15 protein-coding genes are annotated in these 17,126 nt (G+C 72.7%); 8 read left to right on the top strand and 7 right to left on the bottom strand.

Going from position 1 to position 17,126, the window contains the following annotated elements; translation table 11 throughout:
* Positions 1-39: 39 nt before the first annotated feature.
* The 3 genes from BIU91_RS14090 (at position 40) to BIU91_RS14080 (ending at position 2,160) form a co-directional block, all read left to right on the top strand.
* A complete protein-coding gene (locus BIU91_RS14090) occupies positions 40-1,071 on the top strand; it encodes an Asp23/Gls24 family envelope stress response protein (protein ID WP_071405959.1) in 1,032 nt (343 codons plus the stop codon).
* Positions 1,068-1,484 (top strand): MFS transporter permease, encoded by a 417-nt coding sequence (locus tag BIU91_RS14085; protein WP_071405958.1) that lies wholly within the window; start codon positions 1,068-1,070, stop codon positions 1,482-1,484. Before BIU91_RS14090 ends, BIU91_RS14085 begins: the two co-directional genes overlap by 4 nt.
* A 100-nt stretch (positions 1,485-1,584) precedes the next feature.
* Positions 1,585-2,160, top strand: coding sequence for a gamma-glutamylcyclotransferase family protein (locus BIU91_RS14080; protein ID WP_253183770.1), 576 nt, complete (start codon positions 1,585-1,587; stop codon positions 2,158-2,160).
* Here BIU91_RS14080 and BIU91_RS14075 read toward each other — a convergent pair.
* The 3 genes from BIU91_RS14075 to BIU91_RS14065 form a co-directional block, all read right to left on the bottom strand.
* The gene (locus BIU91_RS14075; RefSeq protein ID WP_071405957.1) at positions 2,136-3,125 is read right to left on the bottom strand and encodes an NAD-dependent epimerase/dehydratase family protein; all 990 of its coding nucleotides are present in this window, start codon (positions 3,123-3,125) and stop codon (positions 2,136-2,138) included. The genes BIU91_RS14080 and BIU91_RS14075 overlap by 25 nt on opposite strands.
* Before the next feature lie 124 nt (positions 3,126-3,249).
* On the bottom strand, positions 3,250-5,967 hold the full coding sequence (locus BIU91_RS14070) for an alpha/beta fold hydrolase (protein ID WP_253183769.1): 2,718 nt from the start codon (positions 5,965-5,967) through the stop codon (positions 3,250-3,252).
* On the bottom strand, positions 5,964-7,037 hold the full coding sequence (locus BIU91_RS14065; RefSeq protein WP_042537701.1) for a 3-oxoacyl-ACP synthase III: 1,074 nt from the start codon (positions 7,035-7,037) through the stop codon (positions 5,964-5,966). Before BIU91_RS14065 ends, BIU91_RS14070 begins: the two co-directional genes overlap by 4 nt.
* A 141-nt stretch (positions 7,038-7,178) precedes the next feature.
* On the opposite strand from BIU91_RS14065, the gene BIU91_RS14060 reads away from it, so the two are divergent.
* A complete protein-coding gene (locus BIU91_RS14060; RefSeq protein ID WP_071405956.1) occupies positions 7,179-11,231 on the top strand; it encodes an Ig-like domain-containing protein in 4,053 nt (1,350 codons plus the stop codon).
* Between the two features lie 95 nt (positions 11,232-11,326).
* On the opposite strand, the gene BIU91_RS14055 is transcribed toward BIU91_RS14060, so the two are convergent.
* The gene (locus tag BIU91_RS14055) at positions 11,327-12,520 is read right to left on the bottom strand and encodes a RimK family alpha-L-glutamate ligase (protein WP_027465990.1); all 1,194 of its coding nucleotides are present in this window, start codon (positions 12,518-12,520) and stop codon (positions 11,327-11,329) included.
* Between the two features lie 87 nt (positions 12,521-12,607).
* Here BIU91_RS14055 and BIU91_RS14050 point away from each other — a divergent pair, with 87 nt between their 5' ends.
* Positions 12,608-13,090 (top strand): RimK/LysX family protein, encoded by a 483-nt coding sequence (locus tag BIU91_RS14050; protein ID WP_027465989.1) that lies wholly within the window; start codon positions 12,608-12,610, stop codon positions 13,088-13,090.
* Positions 13,091-13,230: 140 nt separating this feature from the next.
* Here the strand turns inward: BIU91_RS14050 and BIU91_RS14045 are convergent, their stop codons facing one another.
* Both BIU91_RS14045 and BIU91_RS14040 read right to left on the bottom strand, forming a co-directional pair.
* Entirely contained in the window at positions 13,231-14,124 is an 894-nt protein-coding gene (locus BIU91_RS14045; protein ID WP_071405955.1) for an alpha/beta hydrolase-fold protein, read from the bottom strand.
* On the bottom strand, positions 14,121-14,708 hold the full coding sequence (locus tag BIU91_RS14040; RefSeq protein WP_071405954.1) for a TetR/AcrR family transcriptional regulator: 588 nt from the start codon (positions 14,706-14,708) through the stop codon (positions 14,121-14,123). The genes BIU91_RS14045 and BIU91_RS14040 overlap by 4 nt, the downstream gene beginning before the upstream one ends.
* 62 nt (positions 14,709-14,770) lie before the next feature.
* Between BIU91_RS14040 and BIU91_RS14035 the strand changes: the two genes are divergently transcribed.
* Positions 14,771-15,973 (top strand): MFS transporter, encoded by a 1,203-nt coding sequence (locus BIU91_RS14035; protein WP_071405953.1) that lies wholly within the window; start codon positions 14,771-14,773, stop codon positions 15,971-15,973.
* On the opposite strand, the gene BIU91_RS14030 is transcribed toward BIU91_RS14035, so the two are convergent.
* Entirely contained in the window at positions 15,879-16,244 is a 366-nt protein-coding gene (locus BIU91_RS14030; protein ID WP_071405952.1) for a YciI family protein, read from the bottom strand. The two genes, BIU91_RS14035 and BIU91_RS14030, sit on opposite strands and share 95 nt — an antisense overlap.
* Before the next feature lie 126 nt (positions 16,245-16,370).
* On the opposite strand from BIU91_RS14030, the gene BIU91_RS14025 reads away from it, so the two are divergent.
* Entirely contained in the window at positions 16,371-16,781 is a 411-nt protein-coding gene (locus BIU91_RS14025; protein WP_139196622.1) for a hypothetical protein, read from the top strand.
* Positions 16,778-17,086, top strand: coding sequence for a transcriptional regulator (locus BIU91_RS14020; RefSeq protein WP_071405950.1), 309 nt, complete (start codon positions 16,778-16,780; stop codon positions 17,084-17,086). Before BIU91_RS14025 ends, BIU91_RS14020 begins: the two co-directional genes overlap by 4 nt.
* Positions 17,087-17,126: the final 40 nt, after the last annotated feature.

The following is a 17,126-nucleotide window of genomic DNA, read 5'->3' as shown; positions in this document are numbered from 1 at the left end:
CCGATGCGTCCCCGCGCAGATCCCGAACGAGGAGGAACCATGCAGCACGACCCCCATGCGAACACGCAGGTCACCGAGGTGGCCCTGCCCGCAGCACTGACGGCGCCGCTGCCCGACGACGCGAGCACCGCGACGATCGTTGCGCGCACCGCGGCGGAGACCGCGCTCGGCGTGCCCGGCGTGCACCACCTCGGCGGGATCGCCGCCCGTGCCGCCGACCAGCTGCGGAAGCAGCTCGGCCGTTCGGCGGGCACCACCGGCGTGCAGGTCGACGAACAGGACGGCGTGCTCACCGTGCAGGTCGCCGTCGTCGTCAGCTACCCGCACCCGGTGCTGGACGTCGCCGCCGAGGTCCGGCAGCAGGTCACCGCAGCGACGCGGCAGCTGTCCGACCTCCGCACCTCGGTCGACGTACGCGTCCTCGACGTGCACGGACCGTTCGACGACGAGCAGTCCCCGCTCGGCCGGGCCGCCGAGCAGGCGACCGGTGCTGTCAAGCAAGCGGCCGAGTCGACCGGCGACGCCGTCAAGCGGGCCGCCGAGACCACCGCGGACGCGACCAAGCGCGCCGCGTCGGCCACGGCCGACGCGACGAAGCAGGCTGCCGACGCCACGGCCGACGTGGCGAAGCAGGCAGCGTCGGCCACCGCGGACGCCACCAAGCAGGCAGCGTCCGCCACCGCGGACGCCACCAAGCAGGCCGCGTCCGCCACAGCCGACGCCACCAAGCAGGCCGCCGACGCGACAGCCGACGCCACCAAGCGCGCTGCCGACGCCACCGCCGACACCACCAAGCGTGCCGTCGACGCCGCCGCCGCGACGGGCGAGCGTCTGCATGACGCCGCCTCGGAGTCGCTCGCCCGGGCATCCGAGCAGGCCGCCGACGCGGCATCGTCCGCGAAGGACGCCGCCGAGCAGGCCCGCGACGTCGTCGTCGACGCGGCCGGCACGACCCGCGACCGGGCCGCCGACGCTGCCGATGCCGCGGCCGACGCTGCCGACGACGCAGCCGTCGCCGCCGATGCGGCAGCGGATGCCGCAGTGGCTCCCCGTCACCGGGACCAGCCGTGACCACCGCCTGGTCCGGAGGGCGCCGGTCCCGCGACCGGCGTCCCCGACCCCGCGGCGTCTGGATCGCCGGCGGCATCGGGGTCTTCCTCGTGCTCGCCGTCGCGGTCGGCGGCTTCCTGCCGCTGGTCGGGTTCCTCGGCGGGGTCACCGCCACCACCGCCGGCCTCGTACCGTTCCCGTTCGTCCGCGTCACCCTGATCGCCCTGCTCGGTGCGGTCGTGGTGCTCGCCCTGCTCCTGCTCGCCCTGACCCGTCGGCACACCGCGACCGCGACGACCGCCGTGGTGCTCGCCGTCCTGGTGAGCGTGGCGGTCACCCTGGTCCCCGTCGTCCTGGTCGCCGTCGGCTCCGCCGACCGCGCGGGCGACGTCTGGCCGATCGTCACCGAGCTCTGGACCCGTTTCACCGGCTGACGTCGTGCACACGGTCCCGGCCTGGAGGCCCGCCCCACCCGACCCGGTCGGCCCACCCGGGTGGTCCCGGAGCCCACTGCCCGTCCGCTAGCCTCGCGACGTGAAGCGTCTCTCCCCCGGCCAGCGCTGGGTCATCGGTCTCGGCGCGTTCGCGCTCGTCTGTCTCGTCGTCGGCGTCATCGGGCTCGCGGTCGGCTTCCGTTGGGGCAGCGCCCTCGGCGTCATCGGGCTGCTGCACCTCGGCCTGACCGGCCTGGCCGGTGCACTCGTCTGGACCTCGACCCCGGCGGTCGCTCCGCGTCCCGTCGAGCGTCCGACGCCGCGCCCCGGCGAGACGCACCGGGTCTTCTCGTACGGCACGCTCCAGCAGCCGCTCGTGCAGGAGTCGCTGTTCGGCGACCACGTCCCGACCACCCCGGACTCCCTGCCCGGCTGGCGGCTCGACTGGGTGACGATCACCGACCCGGACGTCATCCGGACGAGCGGCTCCGACCGGCACCCGATCCTCCGCCGCGGCTCCGCCGGCGACGTCGTCGAGGGTGTGGCCCTGACGCTCGGGTACGAGTGGCAGCTCCGCGCGGTCGACGGCTACGAGGTCGCCGACTACCAGCGCATCCGGGTCACGCTGGCCTCGGGCTCGACGGCCTGGGTCTACGTGGCGGCCGACGAGGCCTGAGCCGCGGCGCGCAGCCGTTCGAGCCCCTGGTCGATCGACACCGACGGGGTCCACCGCAGGTCGCTCCGGGTCCGTCGCTGGTCGAACCAGTGCGCCGTCGAGAGCTGTTCGGCCAGGAACCGGGTCATCGGCGGCTCGTCCTCGCCCGGTCTGACGCGCCAGACGGCCTCGACCACGGAGCCCGCGGCCCGCGCAACCGCGGCCGGCACGTGCCACTGCGGCGGTCGGACGCCCGACGCCGTGCAGATGCCGGCGAGCAGGTCGGCGACCGGGCGGGGCTCACCGTTCGTGACGACGTAGGCGTTGCCGTGCACACCGTCGTCCGTGACGCGTTCGAGTGCCGCGACCATGGCCGTCGCGGCGTTGTCGACGTAGAGCGTGTCGATGAGCGCGGCGCCGGAGTCGAGCAGCGGGAGCCGTCCGGCGCGGGCACGCTCGACGATCCGTCCGACGAGTTGTGTGTCGCCCGGACCCCACACCAGGTGCGGCCGGACCGCCACGACGGCGAAGTCCGGGGTGTCGGCGTCGAGTGCCAGCAGCTCCGCCGCGGCCTTGGTGCGGGCGTAGTCGCCTCGGGCACCGGACGGCTCGGCCGGACCGGCGTCGGCCCCGACGAGCGACGACCCGGTGTGCGCGACCGACGGCGACGACACGAAGACGAAGCGCCCGACGCCGGCTGCACGGGCGGCCGCCAGCAGTGAGCGGGTTCCCTCGATGTTGACCCGGGCGAAGTCGGCCGGGTCCCCGGCGAGCGAGACCTTGGCGGCCAGGTGCACGACGGCCTCGACCCCGTCGACCGCGCGGGCGATCGCGGCGTCGTCGGTCATCGTCCCGGCGACGTCATGCACCCCGGGCACTCCCGAAGGACGGCGCTGGAACGTCCGGACCTCGTGGCCTGCGTCCCGCACGGCGGCGGCGGTGGCCTGCCCGAGGAACCCGCTGGCCCCGGTGACCAGGACCTTCACGGCCGGACCATCCCGCCGCGGTCTCGAACCGCGACGGGCCGGCGATTCGTGCTCACCGACACCTCACGCCCCCGACAGCCCGTGAGGTGTCGGTGAGCGCGTGAGAACGCGCCGAACGCGCCGATCACGGCCGGACCATCCGTCCGCCGGACAGCACCGAACCGGCCCAGCGGGACAGCCGGGTGCGGTCGACCTTGGAGTTGTGGCGGATGTCGGTCGGCAGCACGGGCACGACGAGCACCGCGGCGAGCGGCACTCCGGCGGCGGCACGGACCGCGCTGGAGAGCTGCGGCGACGCCAGCCCGGGGCGCCGCACGGCGGGGACGGTCTCGACGACGGCCACCACCTGCTGGGTGCCGATCGGCCCGATGCCCGCGACCCCGGCACGTCCGACACCGTCGACGCCCTCGATCCGCTGCTCCGGCCCCACCGGCGTGACGACCCCGTCCGGAGTCACCAGCACGTGCTGCAGCCGGCCCTCGACCCAGATCCGTCCCGCGGTGTCCAGATGTCCGACGTCCCCGGTGCGGTGCCCGCGCGGGTCGTCGACGCCGAGGCGCGAGACCCGATCGGTGCGCCAGAGCCGGTCGTAGTGGTCGCGCACATGGGGTGCCGCGACGACGATCTCCCCGGTGATCTCGGGCTCGTCCGTCAGGGCTCCGGTCGAGCGCCCGGAACCGTCGAGCGGTGCGATGCGGACGCGGACGTTCGCTGCCGGCACCCCGACGCAGATCCCCTCGTCGTCGGACCGGCCGGCGGCACGGACCCCGTCCAGGTCGACGTCGGTCATGAGGAGCCCCTCGGTCATGCCGTAGGGGGTGTGGGCGCTGGCGTTCGGCATCAGCTCGGTCGCCGCGGTGAGCAGCGCAGCCGAGACGGGAGCCCCGGCCGACAGGAACAGCCGCACGCCCATCAGCGCCTGCCGGTCGGCGTCGGTGAGCTCCGACGCAGTCGCGACGACGTTCGCCAGGGCCGCGGGCGACAGGAACACCACGGTGGCGTCGGCCGCGGCGACCGAGGCCGCGACCGCCTTCGCCGTCAGGGTGCGCGGCGCGGTGACGTCCATGTCGGGCGCGACCGACCGTGCCCCGAGGGCCGGGCCGAGCAGCGCGAACGGCGCGAACCCGGCGACGAGGCCGGTGCCGACCCCGACGTCGTACTGGGTGGCCAGGGCGTCCCGGACGGCGCTGAGCTGCCCGTGCGTGTACACGACGCCCTTCGCCGGGCCAGTCGATCCCGAGGTGAAGAGCACGGCCGCGGGCGCGTCCGGCGACGGAGCCGTGGGCAGCGCGGTGCCGTGGGCGAGACGGCGGGCGCCCCGTCGGGCGACGTCGACGAGCGTGTGCTCCACCCGCAGTGCCTTCCGGGCCGGCGCGGGTAGCGAGACCGTCGCGATGCGTCGCCCCGGCCAGCCGAGGGCACGCGCGGCACCGAGCCCGGGCAGCGCGCCGATGATCCAGTCCGGTCGGGCTCCGCGGACGGCCCGGGTCAGGCCGCCGAGTCCGAGTCCGGCGTCCGCGACGACGACGACCGCCCCGATCCGCACGCAGGCGTACAGGACGGCGGTCAGGTCGGCACCGGGGGTCACCAGGAGCGAGACACGGTCGCCGCTGCGGACGCCCAGGTCGTCGAGTCCGGCGGCGATCTCGTCGACCCGTCGGGCGAGCAGCCGCCACGTGATCGTGCGGGGGCCACCGGCTGCGGCCATCTCGACCAGCGCGGGTTCGTCACTGGCACGCAGTTCGTCGAGCCGCGCCCAGAGCGGCGGGGTCGCCGGTGCGGGCTCGCCCGGGTCCGCGGCGTCGGCCTGGAGGCCCGTGGCAGCCCGGGCAGGACGGCCACCGTCCGGCAGGCGGTCGCCGAGCCAGTCGAACACCGCGCCCGCCACGTCGGCGTCATCGGGCAGCAGGTGCCCGGCGCCCTCGAACCGGTGGACGTCGGCGTGCGGCACGCGTTCGGTCAGGTCGTCCAGGTAGCGCTCGAGGAACACCGGGTCGCGCGGACCCCAGAGCAGGAGCACCGGCACGTCGAGCGCGGCGACCCCGGCGGCGATGCGGTCGAGTTCGGGGGCGCTCCGGTGCCGGGCGTCGACGGGGATGTCCGCGACGAAGCCGCCGATGCCACCGCGACGGGCGGCACCGCGGTAGGGCGCCCGGTAGCCGTCGGCTGTGGCACGGTCGAGCTTCGGGTGCGCGATGGCCAGGGTGGTCTCGAGGAACGCCGGGGTCACGACCGTCGCGCGGCCGAGCATCCCCGGGCCGAGGGCGAGCCGCAGCGGTGCGGGGATCGGGGCGTCGTCGGGCTGGTGCACGGCGGTGTTGCACGTCATCGCGGCGGCCAGGACGTCCGGGTGGTCGACGGCCCAACCGAGCGACACGACACCGCCCCAGTCGTGGCCGAGGGTGACGACCGGTCCGGTCAGCCCGAGTTCGTCGGTCAGGGCTCCGAGGTCCGCGACGCGCTGCGCCAGTCCCCGCTCGACGCCGGTGCGCTCCGAGAAGCCCATGTCGAGCTGGTCGATGGCGACCACACGCCAGGCCGGGCCGCCGGCGCGGGCGACCTCGAGCGAGGTGCGGAGCACCGACCGCCACAGGTACGACCACGTCGGGTTGCCGTGCACGCAGAGGATCGTGCCGACCGGTTCCACGCCGAGCGCGGCCAGGGACCCGGCCGTGTCGAGGAGGTGCCAGGTGCGCGCGGCGCGATCCGTTCCTCCCGTCCGCTCTCCGGACCACGCGGGAACCGTGACCAGACGCGACCAGGCCGGGTCGAGGCCGGGCAGGGAGGGCGGCTGCGTCGCCGGAGCCGTGCTCGCGGCGACGCGGGGCAGCCGGGACGTCACCAGTGGAGTTCCATCATCGCCGTGTTGATGCCCGAACCGACGCCACCCAGGAACACGCGGTCACCGCGACGGATGCCGCCGGAGGCGACCTCGTCGGCGAGCGTGATCGGGATCGACGCGGGGCCGACGTTGCCGAAGCGCTGGTACGTGGTGGGGACCTTGTCGCGCGGGATGCCGATCGCCTCGACGAAGGCGTTGGTGTGCACGTCGGAGACCTGGTGCAGCACGTAGCGGTCCATGTCGGCCCAGTCGAAGTGGGCGCGGGCCTCGGTCCAGGCGGCGACGACGAGTTCCATGCCGCCCTTGAGCAGCATCTTCGCGTCCGTGAACATGCCGTCGACGCTGCCGACGCAGAGGTCGTACCACTGGGTCGCCGCGCGGGTGACGCCGCCGACGATCCGGTGTCCTTCGGGGTGCAGGTCCGCCGGGCCGAGCACGGCCGCCGCGGCACCGGACCCGAGGGTCAGGCTGGCGAACTCGCTCATGAAGTCCTTGCGGTTCCGGCCGCCCTGGTTCAGGCGGTCGATGGTGTTGAGCTGCACCTGGTCGGCGTCCTCGCCGTCGACGACGAGCGCGTACTTGATCTGCCCGGAGTCGATCATCCCCGCGGCGACGCTCATGGCGTTGACGAACCCCAGGCAGGCGTTCGCGATGTCGAAGTTGATGGCGGACGACGGCAGCCCGAGGCCGTGGTGCAGGCGGACGGCCACCGACGGCTCGAGGTGCGGACGGGTCACCGAGGTGTTGATGAGCAGCCCGATCTCGTCCGGACGGACACCGGCTTCGGCCATGGCACGGCGGCCGGCGTCGATCGCGGCGTCCTGGAAGGTCTGGCCCTCGCCCCAGTTGCGACGCTCGATGACACCGGCGACGCGCTCGAGGAGTCCCATCGGCAGACGGAGTCGACGGAGGACCCCGCGGAGCTTGGCCTCGATGTCGGCCGAGGTCGTCACACGCTCCGCCGTGGTGGTCGCCACGGAGAGCAGTGAGACGTTCCGGTGCTTCGCCGTGGCGTTGCCGGGCTGCTCCGGTTCACTGCTCGATGCCTGGTCGACCGGCCGTTCCGTCATGATCGTCACCGACACATACTTCCGCATCTGGCCTGTGTGCGCGATCCGGATGCGCTGGACGGCCCTGAATCCGTCCAATGCATTGCATGTGAAATACATATTGCATACGATGGCTACCGACCCCTTCGATCGGAGCCCCGAATGCCCCCGCTCAGCAAGTCCACCTCTGCCGCAGCCCTCCTGCTGGCGTTCGCGCCGTTGGCGGTGCCGGACCTGGCCGCCGCGACGACCGTCACGACGGCACCCGCGCGGACCGAGGAGCGAGCCGACGCGTCCGTGGAGCCGGAGGCGCCGGGCGAGGGCGAGACACCTGTCGACAGTGGCTCACCTGTTGAGCCCGAGGCGCCCGTGGACACCGCGGCCCCGGTCGACGCCGACCCCGCCACGGAGCCGGAGCCGGACCCGGCGCCGAGCACCGCGCCCGCCCCGACCCGCACCCCCGAGGCGCAGCCCACGACCGACGAGGTCACGCCGAACGAGACGCCGATCAACGTCTACGTCATCGGCGACCAGGACACGACCGGCCAGCCGGGACAGCTGTTCGAGACGTCCATCTTCAACATCAAGAACGCCAGCGGCTTCACGATCCCCGCGCGCTCGTTCGACTTCCACTGGACCATCACCGGTCCCGCGACCTTCCCGCGGTCGCGGCCTCCGTACTCGGTGGCGAACTCCGGCAGGGCCAACGTCGCGGGCTGCACGTTCACGGCCACGACCCAGACCGACTGTCTCGCCGGGAACCCCCAGCCGCTCTACACCGGCAGCACCAACAACTACAACCACATCCGCGTCCCGATCGTCGTCGACGCCTCGGCCCTGCCGGGTGACGTCATCACGGTGCACGGCTCGTTCGCCCCGAACGCCGCCACCGACTACGTGAACTCGAGCGAGCAGACGACATCGACGTGGAAGGTCACCATCCCGCTGACCGCCGCCGTCATCGACGAGCCGACCGCAGCCGTGGGGCCGAAGCCGACCATCACCGGCCAGGGCGTCCCCGGCGGCACCGTCGACGTGACCGTCGGTGACCGGGCACCGGTGAACGTCCCCGTCGGAGACGACGGCACCTGGTCGCTCCCCGTCACCGAGGCGCTGTCAGACGGGTCGGTCACCGTCACCGCCGTGCAGCACCGCAACGGCTTGACCGCCGAACCCACCACGGCGACCCTCGACGTCGACGCCACCGCCCCCGACGTCCCGATCGTCGACGACCCCGGCACCGTCGCCGACCCGACCGGCCCGATCACCGGCACCGCCGAGCCGGGCTCCATCGTCATCGTCCGCGACGAGGCCGGCAACGAACTCGGCCGCGACCGCGCGAACGAGGACGGTGACTTCTCCGTCCGTCTCGACGCACCGCTGCCCGAGGGCGCGACCGACCTCGTGGTGGTCGCCGCCGACGCGGTCGGCAACGAGTCCGGCCCCGCGACCGCGACCGCGGTCGTCCCGGACACCACCGCGCCCGATGCTCCGGTCGTCGAGCGCCAGGACCTCGCGACCTCGACCGGCCCGGTGGTCGGCACCGCCGAGCCCGGCTCCATCGTGATCATCCGTGACCGGGACGGCGACGAGATCGGGCGCGGCGAAGCCAACGACGACGGCGACTTCTCGGTCGAGCTGGACGAGCCGCTGACCGAGGGCGACCACGGTCTGGAGGTCGTCGCGCAGGACAACGCCGGCAACGAGTCGGCTCCCTCGCCCGTGACCGTCACCGCACCCGACGTCACCGCACCCGACGCACCGATCAGCACGACCCCCGAGTTCCTCGCCGACGGCACCGGCCCCTTCACCGGGTCGGCCGAACCGGGTTCGACAGTGATCGTGCGTGACGCCGACGGCAACGAACTCGGCCGCGCCGAGGCCCGCGACGACGGGCAGTTCACCGTCGTGCTCGACGAGCCGCTCGACGACGGCGCGCACGACCTCGAGATCGTCGCGCAGGACGAGACCGGCAACGTCTCGTCCCCGACGCCGGTCACGGTGGACGTGGACGACGACGCTCCGAGCGCACCGATCGTGACCGGTCCGACCGACCTGGCTGACGGCACGGGTCCGATCACCGGGACCGCGGAGCCGGGCTCCACCGTGATCATCCGCGATGAAGACGGCAACGAGATCGGCCGCGGCGATGCCAACGACGACGGCGACTTCAGCATCGAGCTGGACGAGCCCCTCGACGACGGCGACCACCACCTCGAACTCATCGCCCAGGACGACGCCGGCAACGTCTCGACGCCGAACCCGGTCACCGTCGACGTCGACACCGAAGCACCCGACGCACCGTTCGTGACCAGCCCGTCCGACCTGAGCGACGGCAAGGGCCCCATCACCGGGACCGCCGAGGCCGGCTCCACCGTGATCATCCGCGACGAGGACGGCACTGAACTCGGCCGCGGCGAGGCCAACGATGACGGGGACTTCAGCATCGAGCTGGAAGAGCCGCTCGACGATGGCGACCACCACCTCGAACTCATCGCCCAGGACAAGGCTGGCAACCAGTCAGAGGAAACGAAGACCACGGTCGACGTCGACACCAAGGCGCCGACGGCACCAATCGTCACCAGCCCGTCCGACCTCGCTGACGGGACCGGCCCCATCACCGGAACCGCCGAACCGGGCGCCACCGTGATCATCCGTGACGAAGACGGCAACGAACTCGGCCGCGGCGAAGCCAACGATGACGGGAACTTCAGCATCGAGCTGGACGAACCGCTCAACGATGGCGACCACCACCTCGAACTCATCGCCCAGGACAAGGCTGGCAACGAATCCGACCCGACCGACACCACGGTCGACGTCGACACCGAAGCCCCCGACGCACCAGTCGTCACCAGCCCCAAGGACCTCGACAACGGCAAGGGCCCCATCACCGGGACCGCCGAACCGGGCTCGACGGTGATCATCCGCGACGAGGACGGCAACGAGATCGGCCGCGGCGAAGCCAACGACGACGGCGACTTCTCCATCGAACTCGATGAGCCCCTCGACGACGGCGACCACCACCTCGAGCTGATCGCCCAGGACGACGCCGGCAACGAATCCAACCCGACCGACACCACCGTCGACGTCGACACCGAAGCCCCCGACGCACCCGTCGTCACCAGTCCGTCCGACCTCGCTGACGGGACCGGCCCCATCACCGGAACCGCCGAGCCGGGCGCCACCGTGATCATCCGCGATGAAGACGGCAACGAGCTCGGCCGCGGCGATGCCAACGACGACGGCGACTTCTCCATCGAGCTGGACGAGCCCCTCGACGACGGCGACCACAAGCTCGAACTCGTCGCCCAGGACAAGGCCGGCAACACCTCCGAAGAGACGACGACCACCGTCGACGTCGACACGAAGGCACCGACCGCACCGGTCGTCACCAGCCCCTCCGACCTCGCTGACGGCAAGGGCCCCATCACCGGCACCGCCGAGCCCGGCTCCACCGTGATCATCCGCGACGAGGACGGCAACGAGCTCGGCCGCGACACCGCGGACGAGAACGGCGACTTCGAGATCGCCCTCGACGAGCCGCTCACGGACGGTGGGCACGACCTCGAGCTCATCGCGCAGGACAAGGCCGGCAACGAGTCCGACCCGACGAAGACCACCGTCGACGTCGACACCGAGGCCCCGGCGGCACCCGTCCTCGAGGCGTTCGATGACATCGTCGGCGGCACCGGCATCGTCCGGGGCTCCGCCGAGCCCGGCTCGACGGTCGTGATCCGCGACGCCGACGGCCGCGAGATCGGCCGTGGGACCGCCGACTCCGACGGGCGGTTCGCCTTCCGGACGACGGTTCCCCTGGAGCCGGGAGCGCACCTGCTGTCGGTCGTCGCCGTGGACCGCTTCGGTCACGTCTCACCGGGCTCGAGCATGCTCGTCACCCTCGTCCCCGAGAGCGAAGAGGGCGAGAACGACGAGAACGACAACGGGGCCGGAACGGGAATCGCGTTCCCGGGGATCGTGGCCCCGGGCACCGGCACCGGCACCGGCACGCAGCTCGGCTCGACCGACGATCGCACCGCACCCGCTCCGAAGACCGACGGAGCCAGCACCACCGGCACCGTGACCGCCAACCGTGAGCTCGCGTTCACCGGTGTCGAGCTCGGCGGCTGGCTCGCCGCCGCGCTGACCGCACTCGGGCTCGGCGCCGTCCTGCGCCTGCTCGCGCGCCGACGCCAAGGCGACGTGCGCGGCGACTGAGCCCCGGACTGCGGACTGGAGGCCCGGATCACGTCCCCGACGAGGGGACGCGATCCGGGCCTCCCGGCTGTCACGGCGCTGCAGCGCCCGAGCGCTCAGCCCTCGGTCTGCAACGGCTCCTTCGGCAGCTTCCGCACCTTCGCGCGCCGCTTGCGGCGCTCCGGGATCATCGACCGCATCTCCTCGAGCTTGCCGAAGCAGAGCAGCCGGTCGCCCGGCTCGAGGGCGACGCCACTGCGCGGGTTCGGGATGACGTTCGAGCCGCGGTGCAGCGTGAGGACCGTGATGTCGCGGTCCCAGAGCCCGGACTCCTTGATCGTCTTGCCGACCAGGTCGGCGTTCGTGTGCACGAGGAGCTCGGCGACGCCGTAGCCGGTCGAGACGGACAGCCGCTGCCGGACGTCGATCTCGGGGAACGCGACCTGGTTCGCGATGAAGTCGACGATCGCACCGGCGATGTCGAGGCCGGTGGCGCGCTCGACGCCCTCGAGCCCTGGCGAGGAGTTGACCTCCATCACGAGCGGCCCGTCGTTGCCCTCGAGCATGTCGACGCCGGCGACCTTGAGGCCCATGATCTGCGCCGAGCGGACGGCCACGGCCTCGTACTCGGGCGAGAGCGTGACCTTCTCGACGGTGCCGCCGCGGTGCACGTTGGAGCGGAACTCGTCGCCCGAAGCGGTCCGACGCATCGCCGCCACGACCCGGTCACCGACGACGAGGGCCCGGATGTCACGCCCGCGGCTCTCGGCGATGAACCGTTGGATCAGGACGTTCTGCTTCGTGGAGTGGAGGGTCTCGACGATCGACTCGGCCACCTTCGCCTCGGGTGCCAGGATCACGCCGATGCCCTGCGTGCCCTCGAGGAGCTTGATGACGACGGGCGCGCCGCCGACCCGTTCGATCGCGCCGCGCACGTCGTTGCGGCCGGCCACGAACGTCGTCGCCGGCATGCCGATGTCGTGCCGCGACAGGATCTGGTTCGCCCGGAGCTTGTCGCGCGAGTTCGTGATGCCGTTCGCCGTGTTCGGCGTGTACACGTCCATCTGCTCGAACTGGCGCACCACGGCGGTGCCGTAGTAGGTGATCGAGTTGCCGATGCGCGGCAGCACGGCGTCGTAGTCGCTCAGCAGCTTGCCGCGGTAGAGCAGGTCCGGGTCGTCACCGGACAGGTCGATCGCGAAGCGCAGGGTGTTGAGCACCTTGACCTCGTGACCGCGGTCGAGTGCCGCTGCGCGGAGGCGCTGGGTCGAGTACGCCTGGGGCGCGCGCGACAGGATGGCGAGTTTCATCGAGGGGTTCTCCGCTGGGTCGGATCGACGGCGACGCTCCATCAAAGCATGCGGACGTGGCCACGGAGCATGCGACAGGATGGGCACATGGCCCGAGCTCCGAAGTCCTCCGACAGCGGGCTCGTCGTCGCCGGGTGGCGGGAGTGGGCGGGACTGCCGGACCTCGGCGTGCCGTGGATCAAGGTGAAGCTCGACACCGGCGCCCGGAGCTCCGCGTTGCACGCCTTCGACCTCGAGGAACTGCCCGGCGAGCGGGTCCGGTTCTCGCTGCACCCCTGGCAGGACACCGATGCCGACGCCTCCACCATCGAGTGCGACGTGCACGACCGGCGCATCGTCCGCAGCTCGACCGGGCACACCCAGGAGCGCATCGTCGTCCGCACGCGGATCGCGTTGGCCGGGCAGGTCGTCGAGTCCGAGGTCACCTTGAGCAACCGTGACCAGATGGGCTTCCGGATGCTCGTCGGTCGCGAGGCACTCCGGCAGGGCTTCCTCGTCGATCCTGCACGGTCCTTCATGGCCGGGCGGGCTCCGAAGGAGATCCGGCGCCGCAACCGCGGTCGCGCCTGAGCGCTCCTGGGCGCTCCTGGTCACGCAGCACGGGCCGTTGCGGTGACCGGTCGACGGCCTGGAGGCGCGGTGCGGGGCCGCCACGGGCCTCCCGTCCGCCTCGACGCGCGTCCCGGGCGCTGGTCGGGACGCTGGTCGGCTCAGCGACCCAGGTGGCGGCCGAGGAAGGCGAGCTGCTGCGGCGCCAGGCGGCGCCAGTAGCCGTGCGTGTGGGCGCCGGGTGCGAAGCCCCCGGCCGGAGGCGTGTCGAAGCCGTCGACGTAGGTGTGCACCGCCGGCGCGAACCCGTCACCGTTGCCGCAGTCGACGCGGACGGCGACACCGTCCAGGGCGCGCTGCCGCCCGAGGACCGTGTTCGCGCGGAAGTCGGCGGCGTCGTCGAAGGCGCCGCGGGCGGTGTCGGCGGCCGACTTCCAGAGCGCGGGGCTGATGGCCGAGACGGCCCGGACGCGCGAGGCGCCGAGCACTCCGCCGAGCCGGAGGGCGCCGAAGCCACCCATCGAGTAGCCGGTCAGGGCGAGGCGGTCCGTGTCGAAGCCGCGGCGGGCGATCAGGGGCAGGAACTCCTCGACGACCATCGCGGCGGGGTCGTCGCCGTCGGCACGCCGGTGCCAGTAGCGGTTGCCGCCGTCGATCGAGGCGATCGCGAACGGTGCTCCTCCGTCGGCGACGTGCGCTGCGAGGAACCGGTCGTAGCCCAGGCTCCGCCCGAAGAACGAGGTGTGGTCGTCGCCGTAGCCGTGCAGGGCGACCGCCACCGGCAAGGGGGTGTCGGATGCCGGGGCCGCGATCGTCCATCCGACGGTGCGGCCGTTCCGAGCGGTCGAGACGAAGGTGCCGGAGGTGGTGGGGACCGGCTGGACGTCGGGGACCGTGCCGTCGGTGCCGTCCAGACCGAGGACCCGGTACAGGGTCGAGCGCCCGGGCAGCAGGCCGAGGTTGATCCCCTCGGCCACGGCTCCCGCGGCGACGATGCCCGTGCCACCGATGAGCAGGGAACGCCGCGTGATCGTGGCAGCACGCGATCGGGTCATGTGGTGGGCGCCGTTCCGTCTGGGGTGTGTTCCCGGATGAGGGACGCGGCGACGGATCGTGCCGTCGTCGTGTCGAGCGCGGGGTCGCGCAGTCGCATCGCAAGGTAACCGGAGACGATGAGGAGCAGCTGGTCGGCGAGGGCCCCGGCACGGGGACCGACCACCGGCACCGCCCGTGCCACGAGCCGCCGGCGCAGGGTGGTGGTCTCGAGGTCCAGGACCTGTCGGACCTCGGCGGGGGCGTCGGCGTACTCGGCGGCGGTGCCGAGGAAGGCGCACCAGCGGGAGCCCGTGGGCGTCGAGCGGTAGTCGTCGAGGGCGTCGAACACCGCCAGGAGTCGGCCCAGGTCGTCCCGTTCGGCGGCGACCGCACGGTCCCACGTGGCGATCCAGTCCTCGTGGCGACGGGTGAGGGCCGCGGCGACGAGCGACTCCTTGCTCGCGTAGCCGCGGTACAGGGTGGCCGTCGAGACCCCGGCCCGTTCGAGGACCGCGTCGATCGGGGTGGCGGCGATGCCCTGTGAGAAGAAGAGCTCCTCGGCGGCGTCGAGCAGCCGTTGCTCGGTCCCTGGGCGCATCACCATGAGAGCACCCTAGGCTCTGAAAAGTGAAACGATCGTTTTCGTTACGACATCGTCTGCTCCTGGTGAGCGGACTTGGCCTGATCGCCGCCACCTACGGCCTGGTGCGCCTGGCGTACGGGCTGTTCCTGCCCGACGTGCAGCGCGACCTGGGGCTCCGGTCCGACGCCGCCGGGTGGGTATCGTCGGGTGCCTCGGCGCTGTACTGCGTCGGCGCGGTGGCCGGGTTCGTGCTCGCCGCACGGATGCCCCGGGTGCTCGTCACGGTCGCCACCCTGGTGGCCGGGATCGGTGCGATCGCCATGGCGACGGCCGGCGGCTCGCTGGCGTTCGGCATCAGCGCCGTGGCCGCGTCGGCGGGGGCCGGACTCGCGTCGCCCGCCCTCGTGCGGATCGTCGCGGCGCAGGTGCCCCAGGCGCTGCAGGGCCGCGCGCAGGCGATCGTCAACGCCGGTACCGGCCCCGGGCTCGTGGGCGCCGGAGTGCTCGCCCTCGTGCTGCTGCCCGACTGGCGGACGGCCTGGGCGGTGTCCGGGGTGTTCGCCCTGGTGGTCGGAGTGCTGCTGCTCGTGGTGTCCCGCGGCGGGACTGCTGCCTCCCGGTCACCGCTGCCCGGCACCCCGTGGTTCGCGGCGCACCGAGGGGTCCTCGTGCTGGCGCTGCTGTTCGGGGCGGGCTCCGCCGTGGTCTGGACCTACGGACGTTCGGCGCTGGTGGAGGCTGGCGCGTCGGTCGTCGTCTCGGTGTCGGCCTGGATCGCGCTCGGGATCGGCGGAGCGGCCGTCGTGGTCACCGCGCGGTGGACGAACGGACTGCGCGCCCGGAGGCTCTGGGCGGTCACGGCGGGGTCGGTCGCCGTCGCCGTCGTGGTGCTGGGGGCAGCGCCGCAGTCGACGGTCGCGGCGCTGCTGGCGTGTGCCGTGTTCGGCTGGGGCTACACGGCGGCGACCGGGGCACTGATCGCGTGGACGACCGAGATCGATGCCGAGCGGTCGTCGGCGGGCACATCGATGTTGTTCGTCGCACTCGTGCTCGGGCAGGCAGTCGGCGCTGCGGGTGCCGGAGCGCTCGTCGGTGCGATCGGGTTCGTGGTGACGTTCGTGGTCGGGGCGGGTGTGACCGCGGCGAGCGCCTTCCCCGCGGTGGTCCGCCGGCCGGGTTGGGTCCGTGCCGTCAGAGCAGCGGGCGGAGCTCGATCTTCCGGTTGCACGCCTGCGACGCCTGGTGCGCCACCCGGGCAGCCGTCTCGGCGTCGGGGAGGTCCATGACCCAGAACCCGGCGACGTACTCGTCGGTGCTCGTCGCGGGCCCGGTCGTGGCGGGCCCGGTCGTCGTGTCGGCCGTCGTGTCGGTCGCGCCCTCGCGGGCGTCGACCACGGTGGCGTCAGCGGGTGCGGAGACCCCGGCGGCGAACACGATCGCGTCGCCCATCCGTTCGTTGAAGGCGTCGACCGCGGCGGCTTCGGCGTCGGTCGCGGAGTACGTGTTGCCGACGGCGGCAGCCTGGCCGTCGTCGATGACGTTGACGAGGAACTGCATGGCGTCTCCCCTGCTCGTTGGCGGGAGGCTACTCCTGCCGCGCACCGACCGACGCGTTCGGCGCGAAGCTGCTGTTCCGCTGGGACATCCGCGGACGCGGCAGTTTCACGTTTACCATCTGTGAACATGAACACTTCCACTCGAGGAGCTGCAGCCGGGACTCGTCTCCGGCACGGGCGCGGCTGGCAGACACCGGTGTTCCTCTGCAGTGCCGCCGTGGTCGCGTCCTTCGTGTTCGTGGTCGAGGGGCTGGATGCCCCGCGGCTGCCGATCCTCGCGGTCGCCGCGGTCGTCGTCGTCGCGCTCTGGCTCGTCGCGAGTACCCGGCGGGTCGTCCCCCGCGGCGGCAACCGACTGATGACCGTCGCCTGGGTCGCAACCGGTGTCCTGTACGTCCTCGCCGTCGCTCCCCTCGATGCCGCGCTGCTCCGAGGACTCGACGGGTCGACTTCGGTGCTGGGGTGGGGAGTGACCTCGCTCGTCGTCGCAGCGCCCCTCGTCGTGGCGGCGGTGCAGGCTCGGCCGAGGCGTCGATGACGAGCGGCTCCCACCCTCGGCACGAACTCGACGACCGGATCCACTCGCCGGTGCGGTTCTCACTGCTCGCTCTGCTCAGGACGGTGGACGAAGCGGAGTTCGGCATCGTCCGGGACGCACTCGAGGTCAGCGACTCAACGCTGTCCCAAGCAGCGGCGACCCTGGGAGAGGCGGGGTTCCTCCGCATCCGAAGACTTCGCGTCGGGCGGAGCACGAGGAGCTGGCTCGCCCTCACCGACGCAGGACGAGATGCGTTCGAGCGGCACTTCGCCGTCATCCGGGCGATCGCCGAGCCCGCTGGGTGACAGAGCACCGTGACGCGAGCGGATGCCGAGCAGTCCAGCC

Source organism: Curtobacterium sp. MMLR14_002, assembly GCF_001864975.1.
Lineage (GTDB): Bacteria > Actinomycetota > Actinomycetes > Actinomycetales > Microbacteriaceae > Curtobacterium > Curtobacterium flaccumfaciens.
Note: the sequence above shows the minus strand (reverse complement) of the source record. Positions and strands in the feature narration are given on the sequence as shown.